Below are 20,168 nucleotides of genomic sequence, written 5' to 3' on the forward strand. Positions count from 1 at the left end.
CAGGACGAGTCGAAACTGGCGAATTTCGAGAACCGGAGCGGAATGTACATTTAGGTACATGAGCACCGGAAGCGCAGAAAATCGACATTCAGACCGCCCTCACGTGAATCTAGAGCGGAATGGAGCGGTCGTCGGCAAAGGCTTGCAGCAGCGCCCGCATTGGCGTTCCTTGGGCGGGGGCCATCAGATTGTCCTTGAAGAAGGCTTCCAGCTCCTGCAGCGGCAGTTCAGTCAGCATCGCCTTGACCGGGCCGATCGAGGCCGGCGACATCGAGATCGAGCGGAAGCCGACGCCGATCAGCGCCATCGCCGAGATCGGCTTGCCCGCCAACTCGCCGCACAGCGTCACCGGCGTATGGTTGCGCGCGCCGGCGTCGGCGATCTGCTTCAGCACGCGCAGGAACGGCGCCGACAGCGTGTCGAAACGGTCGGCAAGCTGCGTGTTGCCGCGGTCCACTGCCATGACGAACTGGAAGAGGTCGTTGGAACCGACCGAGACGAAGTCGACCGCCTTCATCAATTCGTCGAGCTGGAACAGCAGCGACGGCACCTCCAGCATCGCGCCGAGCTTGAGGCTCGTCGGCAAATGATGCGCAAAACGCGACAGGTGCCGGACTTCGCGGTCGATGATCTCGCGCGCCTGCGCGATTTCCGACAGTTCCGTCACCATTGGCAGCATCAGCTTCAGCTCACGCCCGCCACAAGCCTTGAGCAGCGCGCGGATCTGTGTCCTGAGGAGACCGGGGCGGTCGAGAGTGAGGCGGATCGCCCGCCAGCCGAGTGCCGGGTTTTCCTCTTGCACCGCGCCCTTGAAATAGGGCAGCACCTTGTCGCCGCCGATATCGATGGTACGGAAGGTGACCGGCTTGCCGCGCGCCGCCTCGAGCACATCGCGATAGAGCCGCTCCTGCGCCTCGGCGCGCGGAAAGGTCGAGGCCACCATGAACTGCAATTCGGTGCGGAACAGGCCGATGCCGGCCGCTCCCGATTCTGAAAGCTGCGGCAGGTCGACGGCAAGGCCGGCATTCATCAGGAGATCGACGGGGACGCCGTCCTTGGTCAGCGACGGCTTCTTGCGCAGTTCGCGATAGATTTCCTGCCGCCGAGCTCGGAAGCGGACCTTTTCGGCATAGGCGGCCTCGAGGTCGGACTGCGGCCGCAGGTGAATGGTGCCTTCCTCGCCGTCGACGATGATGGCATCGCCGTTCTCCGCCATGGAGACGGCGCCCTTGACCTGGCCTGCGACCGGAATGCCCATGGCGCGCGCGACGATGACGACATGGCTGGTGGCGGCGCCGTCCTCCAGCACCAGGCCGCGCAGCTTGTCCCTCGGATAGTCGAGCAGTTCGGCCGCACCCATCGAGCGGGCGACGATGATGGCATCCTTTGGCAGCGAGGCCGCGACATCCTCCGGACCGCGCCCCATCAGCTGGCGCAAGAGCCGGTTGGCGAGATCGTCGAAGTCGCTCATGCGCTCGCGCAGATAGGGGTCCGTCATGTGCAGCATGCGTGCGCGCATGTCGCTCTGCACCTTCTCGACGGCCGCTTCCGCAGTCAGGCCGTTGCGGATCGCCTCTTCCAGCCGGCGCACCCAGCCGCGGTCGTTGGCGAACATGCGATACGCCTCGAGCACCTCTCGATGCTCACCCTCGAAAGCGACGTCCCGGCGCTCGAGCATGTCGTCGATCGACAGCCTCAGCGAGCCGAGCGAACGGTCGAGGCGACGCACCTCCTCCTCGCTGTCCTCGTTGAACAGGTTGGTGACGACGATGCGCGGCTCGTGCAGCACGACATGGCCAAGCCCGACGCCTTCGTTGAAGGCAAGACCGGTGAAGCTTGCCGGACGGCGCAGGTCAAGTTCGAGCCCCGGCCGGGTGAGACGGGCAAGATCGCCGGTGGCGACCATCTCGGCGATCACCATCGCCGTCGTTTCCAGCGCCTCGACCTCGTCGTCGCGATAGTGGCGCATGGTCTTGTTCTGCACCACCAGGACGCCCAGCGTTCGCCCTGCCCGCAGCACCGGCACGCCGAGGAAGGAATTGTAGATCTCTTCGCCCGTCTCCGGCAGGTAGGCGAAGGCCGGATGCTCCTGCGCGTTGGAGAGATTGAGCGGCCGCGCACTGGCGGCGATGGTGCCGACCAGGCCTTGCCCGAGCCTCAACTGCGCCAAATGGACGGCGGTGGGGTTCAGACCTTCGGTGGCGTAGAGCTCCAGCACCGAATCGGCGCGCAGCACATAGAGCGAGCACACCTCGGCGACCATGTTGGAGGCGATGTCGCGCACGATACGGTCGAGCCGCTCCTGCGGCTCCAGCGGCTCCTGCATGAGCTCGCGGAGCCGTCTCAGCAGAACGCGCGGGCCACCGGCCATGTCACGCATCGCGGCTTCTTCTCCAATGGGCACGTTGCCCGCCGTAGCTTCCGCCACGGCCGGCGCTCACGCAATAACGGACTCAGTTCTTGCTATTGCTTATCGAGCCCGTAGACGGAATGCAAAGTACGAACTGCAAGTTCCGTATAGGGACCGTCGATCAGTATCGAGATTTTGATCTCGGAGGTGGTGATCGCCCGGATATTGATCGCTTTATCGGCCAGCGCCTTGAAGGCGGTGGCCGCGACGCCGGCATGGCTTCGCATGCCGATACCGATGACCGAGACCTTCGACATGCCGGCTTCCGACTGCACGACGTCGTAGCCGACATCGGCCTTCAGCCGCTCGAGCACTGCCAGCGCCTTGTCGATGTCGCCCGACGGTACCGTGAAGGTCATGTCGGTGAATTTGCCGTCCTCGGAGATGTTCTGGACGATCATATCGACATTGATGTTGGCCTCGGCCAGCGGGCCGAAGATGCCGGCGGCGACGCCTGGGCGGTCGCCGACGCGGCGCAGCGAGATCTGCGCTTCGTCCTTGGCATAGGCAATTCCGGTGACGACCTGCTGTTCCACGATCTCTTCCTCGTCGCAAATAAGCGTTCCGGGCGGATTGAGCAAATCCCCCATTCCGGGCGCGTCGGGATCGTCGAAGGACGACCGCACAAAGGTACGCACCCTGTGCACCATGGCAAGCTCCACCGACCGTACCTGCAGCACCTTGGCGCCGAGCGAGGCCATTTCAAGCATTTCCTCGAACGAAATCTTGGCCAACCGCCGGGCTTTCGGCTCGATGCGCGGATCAGTCGTGTAGACGCCGTCGACATCGGTGTAGATGTCGCAACGGTCGGCCTTGACCGCGGCCGCGATCGCCACGGCGCTGGTGTCGGAGCCGCCGCGGCCGAGGGTCGAGATGCGGTTGTCCGGGCCGATGCCCTGGAAACCGGCGATGACCGCCACCTGGCTCTCGCCGAAGCGCTTGATCAGGAACGCGCCGTCGATGTCGAGGATGCGCGCCGCGCCATGGGCGTTGTCGGTCTTGATCGGGATCTGCCAGCCCTGCCAGGAACGGGCATGGACACCCATGTTCTGCAGGGTTATCGCCAACAGGCCGGCCGTGACCTGCTCACCGGAGGCGACAACGGCGTCATATTCGCGCGCGTCGTGCATGGGCGAGGCCTCGCGCGTCCAGCCGACCAGCTCGTTGGTCTTGCCGGCCATGGCCGAAACCACCACGGCGACCTCATGGCCGGCATCGACCTCGCGTTTGACATGGCGCGCCACATTGCGGATGCGGGCGATGTCGGCGACCGAAGTTCCGCCGAATTTCATCACGATGCGCGCCATGGAAGCGAGATGCCTTTGACTGAAGCCGGCTTGGGGCCGGAAAACGGAAACTGCGCCCGGACCAGCCGAGCCGCGGAAATGCGCGGCCTCCTTAGCTAAAACAGCAAGGCTTCGCAAGCGAGGGCACGGGAGAAGCGGCCTTGGCCCGATTTTTGAAGTCCCCTGGCGGATTCCTGCCGCGCAATGGGATAAACTTGGAAAATCGCATGGAGGATTGCATGACCGAGACGCTGGAGATCGTGACCTTCCGCCTCAAGCCGGATGCTGCGGCTGGTTTTGTTGCCCAAAATGGCGTCGTCACCGACTGGCTGGCGCACCAGCCCGGTTTTCTCAGCCGCCATCTCGGCGAGCGCGACGACGGAAGCTGGGTCGACGTCGTGCGCTGGCAAAGCCTCGAGCAGGCTCAGTCCGCGACTCAGCGCATCATGGCCGAGATCGGCGATTGCCAAGCGATGCAGGCGATCGAGCCGGCCAGCGTTACCATGAGCCATGCCGCGATTGCGCTGTCGCGTTAGGCTCGACCGTCCTCGTCTCGCTGCGGCTGGTTGGCGGCAGTGGAAAAACCCGCCTTGACTTTCGCTGCCGGGGACCCGACTTCCTAGCGTTCCCCGACTTGCTGGCGTTCGAGGAGACCCGCCCCATGCCTGAGCCCCGCCGATCGACCATAGATGCCGGAGAAGTCGAACGCTTCTCCGCCCTTGCCGCCGAATGGTGGAACCCGAACGGCAAGTTCCGGCCGCTGCACAAGTTCAACCCTGTGCGGCTTGCCTATATCCGCGACCAGGTGGCGGCGCGCTTCGGCCGCGATCCGCGCGCGGCAAGGCCATTCGAGGGACTGCGCTTCCTCGACATCGGCTGCGGCGGCGGGCTCTTATGCGAACCGATGGCGCGGCTTGGCGCGGAAGTGGTCGGTGCCGACGCCTCGGCTACCAACATCGAGGTCGCTAAGCTGCACGCGGCCGAAGCCGGCGTAAATGTCGACTATCGCGCCACCACGGCCGAGGCGCTGGCCGCGGCCGGCGAGACATTCGACGTCATCCTCAACATGGAGGTGGTCGAGCATGTCGCCGATGTCGATCTCTTCGTCGCCAAATGCAGCGAGATGGTCCGGCCCGGCGGCATCATGTTCGTCGCCACCATCAACCGCACGCTGAAGGCGCTTGGCCTTGCCATCATCGGCGCCGAATATGTGCTGCGCTGGCTGCCGCGCGGCACGCATCAGTTCGGCAAGCTGGTGCGGCCGGAGGAGTTGGCAAAGGCGCTTGGCGCGGCGGGGCTGACCATCATCGACCGGACCGGCGTGATCTATCATCCGTTGGCCGACCGCTGGCAGAAATCCAGGGACATGGACGTCAACTACATGGTGCTGGCCGAAAAAGCCTCGGTCTAAGCGGCCAACTGAAGCGTTTACGCCGCCTGTCTTTGCAGCTTCGGGCTTGGCTGGCTCTGCGCCTTGGTGGTGATGAGCACGCCGGCGGTGATGATGGCCGCGCCCAGCCAGGTCAGAAGCTGATAATGCTCGCCGAGGAAGATCGTGCCGGCAAAGAGCCCGACCGCCGCCGCCACATATCCGATCTGGCTGAGATAGACCGGCCCGCCGACCGCCTGCAGCCGGAAGAAGAAGGCAAACATCGCCGATGCCGACGCCACCTGTGCGGCGACCACCAGCGGCACGCCGCCGAGCGGAGCAAATGCCTGCCAGCCGAGCAGCGTCAGGATGCCGATGAGAAGCAAGGTTGCCGACGCCAGATGGCTGCCGACGGCGAGCTCGATCGGACCGGTGTCCTCGGGCCAGTCGATGGTGCGGTAGATGTTGCCGGCGGCGAGGCTGACGGGGATGAGAAGGCCGACCGCCACCCAGAAATATTCGGCCGGCTGGCCGGCCTCCCCACGCGTAAGCGCGACCATCACCGCGCCGATAAAACCAACGATAATGCCGATGACGCCGAGCAGGTTCGGTCGCCGCACCCCAAGCAGGATCGAGAACACCAGCGTGATGACCGGCGACAGCGTGAACATGATGCCCGTGTAACCCGCGCCGAGATGCGGGATGGCCGAGAACATCAGCAAGTTGGGAAAGGCGTAGGAAATGGCTGCGGTGATGAAGAAATAGCGCAACTTGTGCGCCGTGAGCCGGATGCGCTGACCGAGCAGCAGAAGCGTTGTGAGCAACACGCCGCCGGCGCCGAACGAGATCACGAAAGCCCAGACCATTGCCGGGGCACCGGCCGCCGTTGCCAGCTTGCCGAAGGGGAGCGTCATGCCGAGCAATCCGCCGGTGACGATCAGAAGACCCAGTGCGGAATCCCAGAGCAATTTCATCTGCGTGATCCTGTGGCTACGCGGCCAAGCTTGGCGGCCGCTCCAACTTGGGATAATATAGCATAAAGATTCTCAATGTCAAGATACTTTACGGTGAGGCACATGGACCGTGCGGCAAGAGCGATGGAGCAATGGCGCAAGGAACGGCCGGACCTCGACGTCTCGCCGATGGGAGTGATCGGGCGGTTGAACGAAGCGTCCGCGCTGATCGCGCGCGACCGGCTCGCGCCGCTCTTTGCCCGTTTCGGCCTGCAGCAGGGCGAATTCGACGTGTTGGCCACGCTTCGCCGCTCCGGCGCGCCTCACGCGCTGACGCCGACCGAACTCTACGAGGCGACGATGGTGACCTCCGGAGCAATGACCGCCCGGCTCGACCGGCTGGAAAAGGCGGGCCTGATCCAGCGCGCGCCGCATCCCAGCGATCGCCGCGGCGTTGTGGTGCAACTCACCTCGAAAGGCCTCGAACTCATCGATGAGGCCCTTGCCGCCCACGTCGCGAATGAGCATGAAATCCTCGCCGGTTTGGCGCCAGAGGACCGGAAAATGCTCGCGACACTGCTGAAAAAGCTGATCGGAACTCTTAGTTCCGGTCCTCCGGAAAGCTCGGGATCGGCATGAATTCGACGCCGTCCTCGGCGAGGCTTTTCGCCTCGTCCGGCGTGGCCTCGCCATAGATGCCGCGCGGATCGGTCTCGCCGAAATGGATCTTGCGCGCTTCCTCGGCGAACTTGTCGCCGACATAGTCGGCATTCTCGCGCACCTTGTCGGCGAGCGCCTTGAGCTGTGCCAGCGCCTGTTTCTGCGCGTCGCCCATGGCCAGCGCCATCTTCTCCTGCTTGCGTGAGGTGGAGACGGCCGGCGCCATCAGCGCCTTCTCGACCTTGTGCGAGCCGCAGATCGGGCAATCGACGAAACCGCGTTTCTTCTGCGTGCCAAAGTCGTCATTGCTGCGGAACCAGGCTTCGAATTCGTGCTCGTGTTCACAGATGAGCGAAAAACGGATCAAGAGGCTGCACCCCTGAGACGCGGCGCCTCGCCGGCATTGACGGTGAAATCCCGCGCGTTCTTGAGATTGGGAATCTTGCGACGCGCCGCAGCCGACTGCGCCGGGTCGATCTCGGCGACGATCACTGCGGGCTCATCATGCGCGGCCTCGGCGATGATGCGTCCCCACGGATCGACGATCAGCGAATGGCCGTACGTCTCGCGGCCGTCCTCGTGCAGGCCGCCCTGCGCGGCCGCGATGAGATAGGTGCCGTTCTCGATCGCGCGTGCCCTGAGCAGCACGTGCCAGTGCGCCTCGCCGGTCTGGCGGGTGAAGGCCGCAGGCACCGAAAGCACCTGGGCCCCCGCCAGCGCTTCGGCACGGAATAGCTGCGGGAAGCGCAGGTCGTAGCAGACGGCAAAGCCCAGCTTCACGCCGTTGATATCGGTGACGACGCCCTCTGTTCCCGGCTCGTAAGAGGCGGATTCGCGCCAGCTCTCGCCGTTGTCGAGGTCGACATCGAACATGTGGATCTTGTCGTAATTGGCGATCATGGCGCCATCGGGCGCGAACAGGAACGCCCGGTTGGCGAGCTTGCCGTCGGCGCGCAGGATGGCCGTCGAGCCGACATGCAGGAAAATGCCGAGTTCCTGCGCAAGTTTCCGCGCCGTCGAAACGACGACGTCCTTGTCTTGGCTGGTGAAAGCGGCGGCACCCGCCTGCTTGTCGCGGATGAGCGCGCCGGTCATTTCCGGCGTCTGCACGTAGGTGGCGCCCTGCTGTGCAGCCTCGCGGACCAGCCTTTCCATATCAGCCGCGTTGCGCTCCGGGCTGGTGCCCGAACGCATCTGCACCGCCGCCGCCTTGAAAACACCCATGATCAAACCCTCACCCCGTTGGCAAGCAACACGTCCAGCCGGCCCTCGGACTCCAATTCATGGAGGTCGTCGCAGCCGCCGACATGCGTGTCGCCGATGAAAATCTGCGGAAAAGTGGTGCGCCCATGCGCCCGCGAAATCATTTCCTGGCGCAATTCCGGCGAGAACGACGCGTCATGCTCGGTATAGGCTACACCCTTGCGCTCGAGCAACCGCTTGGCGGCGGTGCAATAGCCGCACATCATCCGGGTATAGATCGTCACATCAACCATCGATCAGCAATCCTGCCTGTGCCCATCGCCCAACGGTTATGCGAAAGCGACATGCACCAAAACAACAACTTAAGCCCTATATAGTTGCAGACTCATCGGCCCGGAAGTCCCCCGGCAGGACGCGGGCAAAGGTCAGCACGTCGACCGCTCCGGCGCCGCCTTTCTTCAGCGCCTTGGCCACCGACCGCACCGTGGCGCCGGTGGTGAAGACGTCGTCGATGACGAGCACCCTTCGGCCGGCGATCTCGATTTCCGCCTCGGGCCGGACGCGGAAGGCGGCGCGCACATTCTCCTCGCGTTCGTGCCGCTCCAGCCCGACCTGCTGGCGGGTGAGTTTTACGCGCCTCACCGCAGCCGGCGCGAAAGGCAGGCCGCTCAGCTTCGAAACCGCCCGTGCCAGCTCCGCCGACTGGTTGAACTGCCGCCGGAAGAAGCGTCGCCAATGCAGCGGCACCGGGACCACGACATCGGCTTCAGCGATCAGTTCGGCGCCGGCGCGCATCATCCAGCGCGCCATCCAGGGCGCGAGATCGGTGCGATCCTGGTATTTCAGCCCTTGCACCATCTGGCGCGCGACCCCTGAATAGACGACCGCCGCCCGCGCCCGCTCGAAAGGCGGCGGATCGGCGATCGCTTCGGCGGAAAGAAAACCGTCGCCCATGTCATGCGTGAACGGCGTGCCCATAACCGGACACCAAGGCTTCTCCAGCAGCCGAAGCTTCGGCCAGCAGGCGCCGCACAGCACGCCAGGCTGCGAGACGTGGCGGCGGCAGCCGGCACAGACCGGCGGAAACAACAGGCGCGCCGGCCAGCCCAGAGCCTGCCGCGCCATGTCCTTCATCGCAATGGTCTTGATCTTGCGCACCGGATCGGCCACGTGAAGCGAAACCCCGCGCCACCATAGCATCGGTCCGGCATGCGCCGACAACAGGAATAACCCATTGCAGCCTTTGATCGACACGGAGCTCTGGCTTGCGCACAAGCGCCGGGCGCTGATGCACCCGGTCGACGGAGCCGATTTCCTGATGCGGCGGGCAGCCGAGGACCTTGCCGACCGGCTGGGCGCCGTCGAGCGCAAATTCGGCAAGGCGGCGGCGCTGTTTTGCCAGACATCGGCTGCGGCCAGGGTGCTCGCCGGCAGCGGCAAGGTGGCCGACACAGTGCGCGTGGAAACAGACGGTGCCTTCCTTGCCGGAGAAGCCGGCATGGTCGCCCCGGCGGAGACCGTGCCGTTCGAGGCGGAGAGCCTCGATCTTGTCGTCTCGCTGCTGTCGCTGCAGGCGATGAACGACATCCCCGGCGTGCTGGCGCAGATCCGCCGCGCGCTGAGGCCCGATGGGCTGTTCCTCGGCGCTTTAGCCGGTGCCGGCACGCTTTCCGAGTTGCGCGAGAGCCTGCTTGCCGCCGAGACCGAGCTTTACGGTGGCGCGAGCCCTCGCGTCCTGCCGTTCACCGATGTGCGCGACGCCGGCGCGCTGCTGCAGCGGGCCGGCCTGGCGCTGCCGGTCGCCGACGTGGAGATGGTCACGGTGCGCTACGAATCGCTGTTCGGGCTTGCCGCCGACCTGCGCGCCATGGGCGAGACCAGCCCGCTTTTGGACCGCAGCCGGCGTCCCGCCACCCGGCGGCTGTTCGCCCGCGCCGCCGAAATTTATGCCGATCGGTTTTCCGACCCGGACGGCCGCATCCGGGCAAGCTTTTCGATTGTGTGGATGTCCGGCTGGGCGCCCGATGCCTCACAGCAGAAGCCGCTGAAGCCTGGCTCGGCCAGGGTCTCGCTGAAGACGATCCTCGAGAAGCCGACGGGGCACTGACCATGCGCGCCGCGGTCTGACCGATGCGGTCAGTGCTGGGCAAAGGCGTTGGCAAGCCTGCTGTTGTTGTCGGAGAACAGCCACTGGATCGCGTCGGCGGCCTTGCCGACGCCGCCGACGATTGCAAGCGACAGCACGGCAACGATCAGGCCATATTCGATGGCCGTGGCGCCTGATTCATCTTCTATGAATTGCTGCAGCAGGTTTTTCATGGTCATCGATCCCTCTTGGCGGGAACCATAGCGCCTACCCGTTAAGAAAGGTTAACGGCAAAAGCTTAACGGGCGGTGAAATAGCGGTTTCTTGCTGAATTTATTAACCAATTAGCACTCGCCGTAGCGGCTGCCATCGTTGCGGATTACGCAAACGGAACTTGGCAGCGGCTGCAGCACGCTTCGCCGCAGGGTGTAGGTATCGCGGCGACCGATCGAACCGGTGCTGCTTAGGTCGAGTCCGCCGGTCAAGCTCTCGCGCGCGCCCTGCGGACGCAACTGGCTGTCCAGGAAAGGCGTCGCGATCAGAGCCAGCGCCACCGCGGCCGACCCGAAAAGCAGGGTGATCCGCAAGATACCCATGCCGGCATCGGCGGCGCGGAAAGCGCGATCGGGCCGGATCGAGTCCCATTCTCTGTCGAGGCTCATGGATTGGCTCCAATCAAAATCGGCATGCCGCCACGCGGACGATTCGCGTCAATTTTCCATGTCGAGATAAATCTTCCATTAACGCTGCCTAAAGCAGACGGAGCAAACGGCAGCTTGGACTGCGTTTGGTGAAACGCTGAACGGCTGTGACGATCACAAGAGATCGATGAGGAACTGGATCAGCGGCGCGTCCGCCGGCGGCATCGGGTAGTCGCGCATCTGGCGCGGCCTGACCCATTTCAGCCCCTGCCCTTCCCTCGGCTGCGCGATGCCGCGGAAGCGCCGGCAGATGTAGAGCGGCATCAGCAGGTGGAAATGGTCATAGCTGTGGCTGGCGAAGGTGAGCGGCGCCAGGCAGGGGATCTCGGTCTCGATACCGAGCTCCTCATGCAGCTCGCGCACCAGGCATTCCTCGGGCGTCTCGCCTGGCTCGACCTTGCCGCCCGGAAACTCCCAAAGGCCGGCGAGCTGCTTGCCCTCGGGACGCTGCGCCAGAAGCACGCGTCGGTCGGCATCCACCAGCGCGCAGGCCGCGACAAGAAGCAGGCGCTTTCCGGCTGGCGTGATCTCGCTCATGCGTCCGGCCGCCGGCGATAATGGTAGCGATAGACTTCCTCGAAGCCGAGCGACCGGTAGAGCGACAGCGCCGCAACATTGCCGGCTTCCACCTGCAGCCAGGCTTCGCGCGCGCCGCGCAGCCTGGCCCATTTCAGCGCCGACAGGATGAGGTTGCGGCCATGGCCCTTTTTGCGCGCCGATTTTTCGGTGGCCACCTCGAACAGGCCGGCGAGATCGCCGTCGTGGACGCAGATCAGCGTTGCCAGCGGCTCATTGCCGTCCTCGAGCGCAAACAGCCCCGCCTCAGGCTGGATTGCGCCGATGACTTCCGAGAGGCCGGCTCGCAGCGAGGCGTCCGAGCCGTTCGTCCTGATCGCCGCGCCGATGAAGCGGCTGATGTCTTTCAGCGGAATCTGGTCCATCGCGGCGTCGAGTTGCGCCTCCTTGAGCGGCAGACGCATCACCACCGATTCGTCGAACCGGCTCCAGCCTGCATCGTCGAGATGCGTCGACAGCACCTGCCCCGAAAGCGGCGACATACGAAAGGTCAGCGGCCGGCCGTAAGCCTCGAAGCGACGGCTGGCGCGCACGATGCGTTCGGCAATGGCATGCGTGTCGCCGGGATCGAGCGGATTGACCGAATTCAGGCGCTTCGCCGGATGGCCCGCCGTCAGCCGCACCAGCCATGTCCCGTCATAGTGAACGGCCGCCGCCGGCCAGGCGCGAAAGCCCGCCGCCTCGTAGCGGCGCACGATCGCGAGCACGCTTGCCGGATGCGTCGACACCGGTGCCATCAGCTCCGGTAGTCGCCATTGATGGCGACATATTCCTTGGTGAGGTCGCAGGTCCACACCGTCGCCTTGCCGCGGCCGATGCCAAGGTCGGCGCGGATGCGGATGTCGTCGCGCTTCATATAGGCCGAGGTCGCTTCTTCCGAGTAAGCCGGATCGCGCTCGCCCTCATGCGCCAGCCGATTGTCGCCGAACCAGATCGACAGCCGGTCGCGGTCGGCAGGCTCGCCGGCCTTGCCGACGGCCATGACGACGCGGCCCCAATTGGCGTCCTCGCCGGCGACCGCCGTCTTGACCAGCGGCGAGTTGGCGATCGAAAGCGCGACGCGCTTGGCCGAGCGCGCGGATTTGGCGCCGGTGACGGTGACCTCGACCTGCTTGCGCGCGCCTTCGCCGTCGCGCACCACCTGCAGCGCCAGCGACTTCAGCACCTTGCCGAGTGCGCGGCGGAAGGCGCCGAGCCGCGCATCTTTCGGGTCGCTGATCTGGGGTGCGCCGCGCGAACCAGCCTTGCCGGTGGCGAAGAAGAGCAGCGTGTCGCTGGTCGAGGTGTCGCTGTCGACGGTGACCGCGTTGAAGGTCTTTGCCGTGCCGCGCGACAACAGATCCTGCAGCACCGGGGCTGCGATCGGCGCGTCGGTGGCGATGAAGGAGAGCATCGTGGCCATATCGGGCGCGATCATGCCGGCGCCCTTGGCGATGCCGTTGATGGTGACGTCGGCGTCGCCGAGCTTCACCATCTGGGTCGCCACCTTCGGATAGGTGTCCGTGGTCATGATGGCCTTCGCCGCCTCGGTCCACAGGTCCGGCTTGCCGTCCTTCACCAGGCCGGCGAGCAGATGGCTGAATTTGTTGGTGTCGAGCGGCTCGCCGATGACGCCGGTCGAGGCCAGGAACACTTCGCTCTCGGAGCATCCGGCGGCCTTCGCCGCCGCCTCGCCGGTCAACGCCGTCGAGGCGCGGCCTTTCTTGCCGGTGAAGGCGTTGGCATTGCCGGAATTCACCACCAGCACGCGCGCCTTGCCGGCGGACAGGTTCTGGCGGCAGTAGTCGACCGGCGCCGAGGGGCATTTCGACTTGGTGAAGACACCGGCGACGGCCGTGCCGGGATCGAAGATCATGGCAAGCAGATCGGTGCGATTGCGATATTTGATCCCGGCCTCGGCGGTAGCGATGCGCACGCCCTCGATGACCGGCATCTTGGGATATTTCTTCGGTGCGAGCGGCGAAATCGTTGCGGACATGGGACCCCGGAGCGGCAGAACGCAAATAGGAGGCCGGTTTGCCCGATAGCGCGCGCTGGCGCAAGAGCGTTCTGGCCGCGCTTCATGGGCTCTCGGGGTGCGCGGCATAGCGCGCGCCTGAAATGCGAAAGGGCGCCCGAAGGCGCCCTGAGCAGCATGTTTCAGGCTGGCCGGCTTACTTGCCGCTCTCCAGCGTGTCGACCGCCGACTTCAGCTTCGCGTCCGGGATCTCGATCTTGGCGGCGCCGCGCAATTCCTTGACCATGGCGAAATACTTGTCGCGGATGACGGCCTGCTTGGCCTGGTCCTTGACGTCGTCGAAGGCCGGCGGCTGCTTGGCGCGCTTGTCCTCGACCTTGATGACATGCCAGCCGAACTGCGACTGCACCGGCTCCTTGCTGTACTTGCCGACATCAAGCGCAAACGCGGCCTTGTCGAACTCCGGCACCATCTGTCCGGGACCGAACCAGCCGAGGTCGCCGCCATTCGACTTGCCGCTCGGGTCGCTGGTGTGCTCGTTGGCGAGCTTCTGGAAATCGGCGCCGCCGTCGAGCTGCTTGATGATCGCCTCGGCTTCTTCCTTCGTCTTCACGAGGATGTGACGGGCGTGGATCTCATTGACCGGCGGCGTGTTGGCGATTTCCTGGTCGTAGCGGGCGCGGACATCTGCATCCGTCACCTTGTCGACGACTTCCTTCTCGACGACCTCGCCGTGCAGGGCGCGCTGCTGCAGGAAGGCCATTCGACGCAGGAAATCGGCGTCCTTGTCGAGGCCGCTGTCGACCGCTTTCTTGGCCATGACGCGGATTTCAATGGCCGCCGAAAGAGCAGCGGCGCGGCGCTGTTCCGGCGGCAGCTGCGCGAACTGCTGCGACAGTTCGCCTTCGGCCAGCGCGAGGTCGGCCTCGGTCAGCTTCTCGCCGTTGATGGTGGCGACCACGGCGTTGGGATCTACGGGAGCGGCTGCGGGAGCCGCTGCGCCCGGCTGGGCGGGCTTGGTTTCCTGCGCCATCAGGGGCGACAGCGAAAGAGCCGAGAGCCCGAAGGCCAAGCCAAGGCTGGCGAGCGACGCGCGGCGGAACGACAGGGACATCAAGATAACTCCAATGGGGATTGCCGATAAGGATCGCTTGAACGGGAAGGTTCCAGATCAGTCCGATTGTGGCGGAATTTGGCGCTGCCCATAGGGCTAACGCGGCGTTGACATCAGTTGAGCCCCCTCTTATCTGTCCAACGACTTGGCGTCCAGAACCGTTTTCCGGGCGCTTTTTGCGTTTGTCCGCATTCACGCGGATTTGATGGGCCCGCCAGGCGCCTGTCGCAAACGGCTAAAATTGCTATCGAAAGGACCATTGGATGGTCAGTCTCGGCGCTCTCGCGCGTAAGGTTTTCGGCTCTTCCAACGACCGCCGAGTCAAGGCGACCAGGCCCCGGGTCGAGGCCATCAATGGGTTGGAAAACGAGATGCGGGCGCTCTCCGATGCCGAGCTTGCCGGCCGCACCGAGAAATTCCGCCAGGACTTCGCCAATGGCGCCTCGCTCGACGACCTGCTGATCCCGGCCTTTGCCACGGTGCGAGAGGCGGCCCGCCGCGTTCTCGGCATGCGTCCCTTCGATGTCCAATTGATCGGCGGCATGGTGCTGCACAATGGCGGCATCGCAGAGATGCGCACCGGTGAGGGCAAGACGCTGGTCGCCACCTTGCCGGTCTATCTCAACGCGCTCGCCGGCAAGGGCGTGCATGTCGTCACGGTCAACGACTATCTTGCCAGGCGCGACGCCGAATGGATGGGCCGCGTCTACAAGTTCCTCGGCCTCACCGTCGGCATCATCGTCCATGGCCTCTCCGACGACGAGCGCCGCGAGGCCTACGCCGCCGACGTTACCTACGCCACCAACAACGAGCTCGGCTTCGACTATCTGCGCGACAACATGAAGTATGAGCGCTCGCAGATGGTCCAGCGCGGCCATGCCTACGCCATCGTCGACGAGGTCGACTCGATCCTGGTCGACGAGGCGCGCACGCCGCTGATCATTTCCGGTCCGCTCGAGGACCGCTCGGAAATGTACAACACCATCGACGCCTTCATGCTGAAGCTCGGCCCGGCCGACTACGAGGTCGATGAAAAGCAGAAAACCACGATCTTCACCGAGGACGGCACCGAGAAGCTGGAAAACATGCTGCGCGATGCCGGCCTGTTGAAGGGCGAGTCGCTCTACGACGTCGAGAACGTCGCCATCGTCCACCACGTCAACAATGCGCTGAAGGCGCACCTGCTGTTCCAGAAGGACAGGGACTACATCGTGCGCAACGGCGAGATCGTCATCATCGACGAGTTCACCGGCCGCATGATGCCGGGCCGCCGCTATTCGGAAGGCCTGCACCAGGCCCTCGAGGCCAAGGAGCATGTGCAGATCCAGCCGGAGAACCAGACGCTGGCCTCTGTCACCTTCCAGAACTATTTCCGCCTTTACAAGAAGCTCGCCGGCATGACCGGCACGGCGCTGACCGAGGCGGAGGAATTCGCCAACATCTACAATCTCGAAGTCACCGAGATCCCGACCAACCTGCCGGTCGCCCGCAGGGACGAGGACGACGAGGTCTACCGGACGGTGGAAGAGAAGTACAAGGCCATCGTCAAGGAGATCCGCGACGCCCGAGAGCGCGGCCAGCCGATCCTGGTCGGCACCACCTCGATCGAGAAATCCGAGCAGCTGGCCGAGCGCCTGCGCAAGGAAGGCGTCAAGAATTTCGAGGTGCTCAACGCCCGCCACCACGAGCGCGAGGCGGCTATCGTCGCCCAGGCCGGCAAGCCCGGCGCCATCACCATCGCCACGAACATGGCTGGACGCGGTACCGACATCCAGCTCGGCGGCAATGCCGACATGCGCATCGCGGAAGAACTGGCGGATATGCCCGCCGGCCCGGAGCGCGAGGCGCGCGAACAGCAGATCCGCGATGACGTCGCGCAGCTGAAGGAAAAGGCGCTGGCCGCCGGCGGACTCTACGTCTTGGCGACCGAGCGCCATGAATCGCGCCGCATCGACAACCAGCTGCGCGGACGTTCCGGCCGCCAGGGCGATCCTGGCCGTTCGAAATTCTTCCTGTCGCTGCAGGACGATCTGATGCGCATCTTCGGCTCCGAGCGCATGGACGGCATGCTGCAGAAGCTCGGCCTCAAGGAAGACGAGGCCATCATCCACCCGTGGATCAACAAGGCGCTGGAGAAGGCGCAGAAGAAGGTCGAGGCGCGCAACTTCGACATCCGCAAGAACCTGCTGAAATACGATGACGTCTCCAACGACCAGCGCAAGGTGGTTTTCGAGCAGCGCATCGAGCTGATGGATGGCGAAGGCCTGTCGGAGACGGTGGCCGAAATGCGCGAGGGCGTCATCGAGGAAATCGTCGCCAAGAACATCCCGGAAAACGCCTATGCCGAGCAGTGGAACGTCGCCGGCCTGAAGGAGGAAGTGGCGCAGTACCTCAATCTCGACCTGCCGATTGACGACTGGGTCAAGGAGGAGGGCATCGCCGAGGACGACATCCGCGAGCGCATCTCCGCCGCCGCCGAGGCAGCCGCCAAGGAACGCGCCGAGCGCTTCGGCCCCGACGTCATGAGCTATGTCGAGCGTTCGGTCGTGCTGCAGACGCTCGACCATCTGTGGCGCGAGCACATCGTCAACCTCGACCATCTGCGTTCGGTCGTGGGCTTCCGCGGCTATGCCCAGCGCGATCCGCTGCAGGAATACAAGGGCGAGGCCTTCGAGCTGTTCCAGGGCATGCTCGGCAATCTGCGCCAGGCCGTGACCGCGCAGCTGATGCGCGTCGAGCTGGTCCGCCAGGCGGCTGAAGCGCCGCCGCCGTCGGCGCCGGATATGTTCGGCAGCCATATCGACGGCACCACCGGCGAGGACGACTTCCAGGGCGGCGAGACGGCGTTGTTGGTCCGCCAGGAATCCCATGCCATGGTGGCACCGGAAAATCGCGATCCGAAGAATCCCGCGACTTGGGGCAAGGTCGGCCGCAACGAGGCCTGCCCCTGCGGCTCCGGCAAGAAATACAAGCACTGCCACGGCGCTTTCGCTTGATCCCCTTCCCTTCTTCTCCCCGGATATGACGGGGAGAAGGAAGCCCTCCACCCAACCGTTTCTTAATGTGTTTCGCATACACCGAAACCTTGGAAACAGGCGGAAAACGGAGAGTACTCGGGGTGCGCTTTTCCGCGGCGACGACTGCCGGGCGGTTCTTGCCGCAGCGCTGGGCGCTGCGCATGCGGCCGCTGCTTGGCCGCATCGACGCCGTGCTGTTCAGCGCCGACGAACGCGGCGAAGCCGGCCGCATGTCGCTGATCGCATTCACCATCCGCATCGTCAGCGCGGTCATCGCCTTCGTCAGCCAGGTGCTGATGGCACGCTGGATGGGCTCGTTCGAATACGGCATCTTCGTGCTGGTCTGGGTGACGATGGTCATCGTCGGCAACCTCGCCTGCCTCGGCTTCCACACCTCGGTCATCCGTTTCATTCCCGAATATCGCGAGCGCGGCATGCTCGCCGAGCTGCGCGGCATCGTGCTGGCGAGCCGGCTGTTCGTGCTGGTCGCCTCGACGGTGATCGCGGGGCTGGGCGCGCTCGGCGTCTGGCTCGCCTCGCCCTGGATCGAGAACTACTACGTCATTCCCTTCATCCTCGGTGTCATCTGCCTGCCGATGATCGCGATGGGCGACCTCCTGCAGGGACTGGCGCGGGCGAACTCATGGGCGCTGTTCGCGCTGTCGCCGACCTATCTGGTGCGGCCGGTGCTGATCCTGGTGTTCATGGCGCTTATGCTCGCCATGCACTACGTGCCGGATGCCAAGACCGCGATCTTCGCCTCGATCGCCGCCACCTATGCCACGACGCTCGGCCAGCTGATGGGCGTCACCTCGCGCATGGACAAGCAGATCCCGGCCGGGCCGATGACCGTGCATTTCGGCCGGTGGTTCCTGGTCTCGCTGCCGATCTTCCTGGTCGAGAGTTTTTTCTTCCTGCTCACCAATGCCGACGTGCTGATGGTTGGCGCCTATCTCGAGCCCAATGACGTCGCCGTCTATTTCGCCACCGTGAAAACGCTGGCTCTGGTGCATTTCGTCTATTTCGCCGTCAAGGCGGGCGTTGCCCAGCGCTATGCGCAATTCACCCATGGCGAGCCGGAAAGGCTCGCCGCCTTCGCCCGCGAGACCGTCTCCTGGACCTTCTGGCCCTCGCTTGCGATGGCGCTGCTGGTGCTGGCGCTCGGCGAGCCGATGCTGGTGCTGTTCGGCCCTGAATTCACCGCCGGCTATCCGCTGCTTTTCCTGCTGGTCTTCGGCGTCGTCGCGCGCGGCGCCGTCGGCCCCTGCGAAAGCTTGCTCACCATGAGCGGCAACCAGAACATCTGCGCCGCCGTCTATGCCATGACGCTCGCGCTGAATATCGCTCTCAATGTGGTTCTGATCCCGCTCTTCGGCCTCTGGGGCGCGGCGATCGCCACCAGCCTCGCCATGGTCTTCGAGGCCGGCGCGCTGTCCTTCACCGTCTGGCGCAAGCTCGGCATCGTCATGGCGATCTTCGTGCCCGCAAATAAGGAAGTCGCCTGATGGCCGCCATTCCGCTGCTTGAAGAGACCAGCGGCGGCCCCGCCGGCGCCATGGTGTCGGGCCTTGCCGGCCTCGTCAGGGAGGCCGATCCCGCCCATATCGAGCTCTTCGCCAACAACCGGCCGGAGCGCAAGCTCGCGATCTATCCCGCCTCGGCCGGCTTCGACCTGGTCGAGGAGCTCGACTATCTTAGCGCTCGCACGATCGAGCCCAACGTCTTCTTCAACCCGCGCTTCCTGGCGCCGGCCATGCCGAGGCTCGAGGACCGCGAAGTGCGGCTGGCCGTGATCCGCGACGGCGACGAGTTCCGCAACCGGCTGCGGCTCCTTGTGCCGTTCTCGGTTGAGCGCCCCGCAATTCCGCTCGGCGTGCCGGTCATGCGCACATGGTCGAGCCCGTTCGGCCCGCTCGGCACGCCGCTGGTCGATCGTGATGATCCGGTCGGCGTCATCGAGGATTTCTTCTCGATGCTGTCCAGGCCGCATCTCAAATTGCCGAAGGTCTTCGTGCTCCCCGACATCAAGCTGGACGGCCCGGTGGCGAGCCTGCTCACCTCCTTTGCCGACAGCCGCGGCCTGACCCTGGTCGTCACCGGCAAGGCCGAGCGCCCCGTGCTGGAAAGCGATGCCGATGGCGACGACTACCTCAAGGCCTCGCTGCGCCCGCATCACTATCGTGAATTCCGCCGGCTGAAGCGGCGCCTCGCCGGCCTTGGCAAGCTGGACCATGTGGTGGCGCGCGGACCGGACGAGATCCGCCACGCCATCGAAAGCTTCCTGACACTGGAGGCGGCCGGCTGGAAGGGCCGCGAGCGCACGGCCATGGCGATCGACCGCTACCGCGCCGCCTTCGCCCGCGAGGCGGTGCACAGGCTCGCCGAGCACGACATGTGCCGCATCCACACACTGACGCTCGAGGGCCGTACGATCGCTTCTCTCGTCGTCTTCGTCGAAGCGGGCGTCGCCTACACCTGGAAGACGGCTTATGACGAGACGCTCTCGGCCTATTCGCCGGGCACACTGCTGATGATCGAGGTGACCAAGCAGCATCTCGATGATCCTAATGTCGCCATGACCGATTCCTGCGCGGTGCCCGACCATCCGGTGATGAGTCGCCTGTGGACGGAGCGCAAGCCGATGGGCACGCTGGTGGTCGGCCTGACGCCCGACGCCGACCGGCCGGCCCGCCAGGCGGCCTCGCAGCTCCATCTCTACCGCGAGACCCGCAACATGGCGCGGCTCCTGCGCAATCGCATGCGGAGCCTCTTGAAAAGGCGCTAGCTGAAAGGCCGCATACCGGCTATGGCATCCGGCGGCCGAGCCGCCATGCCT

General features: G+C 64.9%; 20 protein-coding genes. 7 read left to right on the forward strand and 13 right to left on the reverse strand.

Annotated features, from left to right (window positions below; translation table 11 throughout):
• Nucleotides 1–109: 109 nt before the first annotated feature.
• Both ptsP and CK224_RS15780 read right to left on the reverse strand, forming a co-directional pair.
• Nucleotides 110–2,380 (reverse strand): phosphoenolpyruvate--protein phosphotransferase, encoded by a 2,271-nt coding sequence (gene ptsP / locus CK224_RS15775; protein WP_095782403.1) that lies wholly within the window; start codon nt 2,378–2,380, stop codon nt 110–112.
• An 83-nt stretch (nt 2,381–2,463) separates the two neighbouring features.
• A complete protein-coding gene (locus tag CK224_RS15780) occupies nt 2,464–3,717 on the reverse strand; it encodes an aspartate kinase (RefSeq protein WP_066990093.1) in 1,254 nt (417 codons plus the stop codon).
• Nucleotides 3,718–3,935: 218 nt separating this feature from the next.
• On the opposite strand from CK224_RS15780, the gene CK224_RS15785 reads away from it, so the two are divergent.
• Both CK224_RS15785 and ubiG read left to right on the forward strand, forming a co-directional pair.
• A complete protein-coding gene (locus tag CK224_RS15785; RefSeq protein WP_176477938.1) occupies nt 3,936–4,232 on the forward strand; it encodes an antibiotic biosynthesis monooxygenase in 297 nt (98 codons plus the stop codon).
• A 125-nt stretch (nt 4,233–4,357) separates the two neighbouring features.
• The gene (ubiG, locus tag CK224_RS15790; protein ID WP_095782405.1) at nt 4,358–5,107 is read left to right on the forward strand and encodes a bifunctional 2-polyprenyl-6-hydroxyphenol methylase/3-demethylubiquinol 3-O-methyltransferase UbiG; all 750 of its coding nucleotides are present in this window, start codon (nt 4,358–4,360) and stop codon (nt 5,105–5,107) included.
• Nucleotides 5,108–5,124: 17 nt separating this feature from the next.
• On the opposite strand, the gene CK224_RS15795 is transcribed toward ubiG, so the two are convergent.
• Entirely contained in the window at nt 5,125–6,039 is a 915-nt protein-coding gene (locus CK224_RS15795) for a DMT family transporter (protein ID WP_095782406.1), read from the reverse strand.
• A gap of 102 nt (nt 6,040–6,141) precedes the next feature.
• Between CK224_RS15795 and CK224_RS15800 the strand changes: the two genes are divergently transcribed.
• On the forward strand, nt 6,142–6,657 hold the full coding sequence (locus tag CK224_RS15800) for a MarR family transcriptional regulator (protein WP_095782407.1): 516 nt from the start codon (nt 6,142–6,144) through the stop codon (nt 6,655–6,657).
• On the opposite strand, the gene CK224_RS15805 is transcribed toward CK224_RS15800, so the two are convergent.
• From CK224_RS15805 to CK224_RS15820, 4 genes are all read right to left on the reverse strand, one after another.
• On the reverse strand, nt 6,620–7,045 hold the full coding sequence (locus CK224_RS15805; protein ID WP_066990107.1) for a DUF1178 family protein: 426 nt from the start codon (nt 7,043–7,045) through the stop codon (nt 6,620–6,622). The two genes, CK224_RS15800 and CK224_RS15805, sit on opposite strands and share 38 nt — an antisense overlap.
• Nucleotides 7,042–7,902 carry a carbon-nitrogen hydrolase family protein gene (locus tag CK224_RS15810; RefSeq protein WP_095779376.1) on the reverse strand — a complete coding sequence of 287 codons (861 nt, stop codon included), beginning with the start codon at nt 7,900–7,902 and terminating at the stop codon, nt 7,042–7,044. The genes CK224_RS15805 and CK224_RS15810 overlap by 4 nt, the downstream gene beginning before the upstream one ends.
• 2 nt (nt 7,903–7,904) lie before the next feature.
• Nucleotides 7,905–8,174, reverse strand: coding sequence for a glutaredoxin 3 (gene grxC / locus CK224_RS15815; protein WP_095779375.1), 270 nt, complete (start codon nt 8,172–8,174; stop codon nt 7,905–7,907).
• 76 nt (nt 8,175–8,250) lie between these two features.
• A complete protein-coding gene (locus tag CK224_RS15820) occupies nt 8,251–9,051 on the reverse strand; it encodes a ComF family protein (RefSeq protein ID WP_095779390.1) in 801 nt (266 codons plus the stop codon).
• A 64-nt stretch (nt 9,052–9,115) separates the two neighbouring features.
• Between CK224_RS15820 and CK224_RS15825 the strand changes: the two genes are divergently transcribed.
• Nucleotides 9,116–9,988 (forward strand): methyltransferase domain-containing protein, encoded by an 873-nt coding sequence (locus CK224_RS15825; RefSeq protein WP_095782408.1) that lies wholly within the window; start codon nt 9,116–9,118, stop codon nt 9,986–9,988.
• Nucleotides 9,989–10,017: 29 nt separating this feature from the next.
• On the opposite strand, the gene CK224_RS15830 is transcribed toward CK224_RS15825, so the two are convergent.
• From CK224_RS15830 to CK224_RS15855, 6 genes are all read right to left on the reverse strand, one after another.
• The gene (locus CK224_RS15830; protein ID WP_095779373.1) at nt 10,018–10,206 is read right to left on the reverse strand and encodes a Flp family type IVb pilin; all 189 of its coding nucleotides are present in this window, start codon (nt 10,204–10,206) and stop codon (nt 10,018–10,020) included.
• Between the two features lie 105 nt (nt 10,207–10,311).
• Nucleotides 10,312–10,629 (reverse strand): hypothetical protein, encoded by a 318-nt coding sequence (locus tag CK224_RS15835; RefSeq protein ID WP_067319072.1) that lies wholly within the window; start codon nt 10,627–10,629, stop codon nt 10,312–10,314.
• 153 nt (nt 10,630–10,782) lie between these two features.
• Nucleotides 10,783–11,205 (reverse strand): (deoxy)nucleoside triphosphate pyrophosphohydrolase, encoded by a 423-nt coding sequence (locus CK224_RS15840; protein ID WP_066990121.1) that lies wholly within the window; start codon nt 11,203–11,205, stop codon nt 10,783–10,785.
• The gene (locus CK224_RS15845; protein WP_176477585.1) at nt 11,202–11,981 is read right to left on the reverse strand and encodes a GNAT family N-acetyltransferase; all 780 of its coding nucleotides are present in this window, start codon (nt 11,979–11,981) and stop codon (nt 11,202–11,204) included. The genes CK224_RS15840 and CK224_RS15845 overlap by 4 nt, the downstream gene beginning before the upstream one ends.
• The gene (argJ, locus tag CK224_RS15850) at nt 11,981–13,222 is read right to left on the reverse strand and encodes a bifunctional glutamate N-acetyltransferase/amino-acid acetyltransferase ArgJ (RefSeq protein ID WP_066990124.1); all 1,242 of its coding nucleotides are present in this window, start codon (nt 13,220–13,222) and stop codon (nt 11,981–11,983) included. Before argJ ends, CK224_RS15845 begins: the two co-directional genes overlap by 1 nt.
• 175 nt (nt 13,223–13,397) lie before the next feature.
• Nucleotides 13,398–14,315, reverse strand: a complete 918-nt coding sequence (locus tag CK224_RS15855) for a peptidylprolyl isomerase (protein ID WP_066990127.1) — start codon at nt 14,313–14,315, stop codon at nt 13,398–13,400.
• 263 nt (nt 14,316–14,578) lie between these two features.
• Here CK224_RS15855 and secA point away from each other — a divergent pair, with 263 nt between their 5' ends.
• From secA to CK224_RS15870, 3 genes are all read left to right on the forward strand, one after another.
• Entirely contained in the window at nt 14,579–17,311 is a 2,733-nt protein-coding gene (gene secA, locus CK224_RS15860) for a preprotein translocase subunit SecA (RefSeq protein ID WP_095782409.1), read from the forward strand.
• 122 nt (nt 17,312–17,433) lie between these two features.
• Nucleotides 17,434–18,837, forward strand: a complete 1,404-nt coding sequence (locus CK224_RS15865; protein WP_095782410.1) for a lipopolysaccharide biosynthesis protein — start codon at nt 17,434–17,436, stop codon at nt 18,835–18,837.
• Nucleotides 18,837–20,117 carry a GNAT family N-acetyltransferase gene (locus CK224_RS15870; RefSeq protein ID WP_095782411.1) on the forward strand — a complete coding sequence of 427 codons (1,281 nt, stop codon included), beginning with the start codon at nt 18,837–18,839 and terminating at the stop codon, nt 20,115–20,117. Before CK224_RS15865 ends, CK224_RS15870 begins: the two co-directional genes overlap by 1 nt.
• Nucleotides 20,118–20,168 lie beyond the last annotated feature (51 nt).

Origin of the sequence: Mesorhizobium sp. WSM3862 (assembly GCF_002294985.1) — a bacterium.
Taxonomy (GTDB): domain Bacteria; phylum Pseudomonadota; class Alphaproteobacteria; order Rhizobiales; family Rhizobiaceae; genus Mesorhizobium.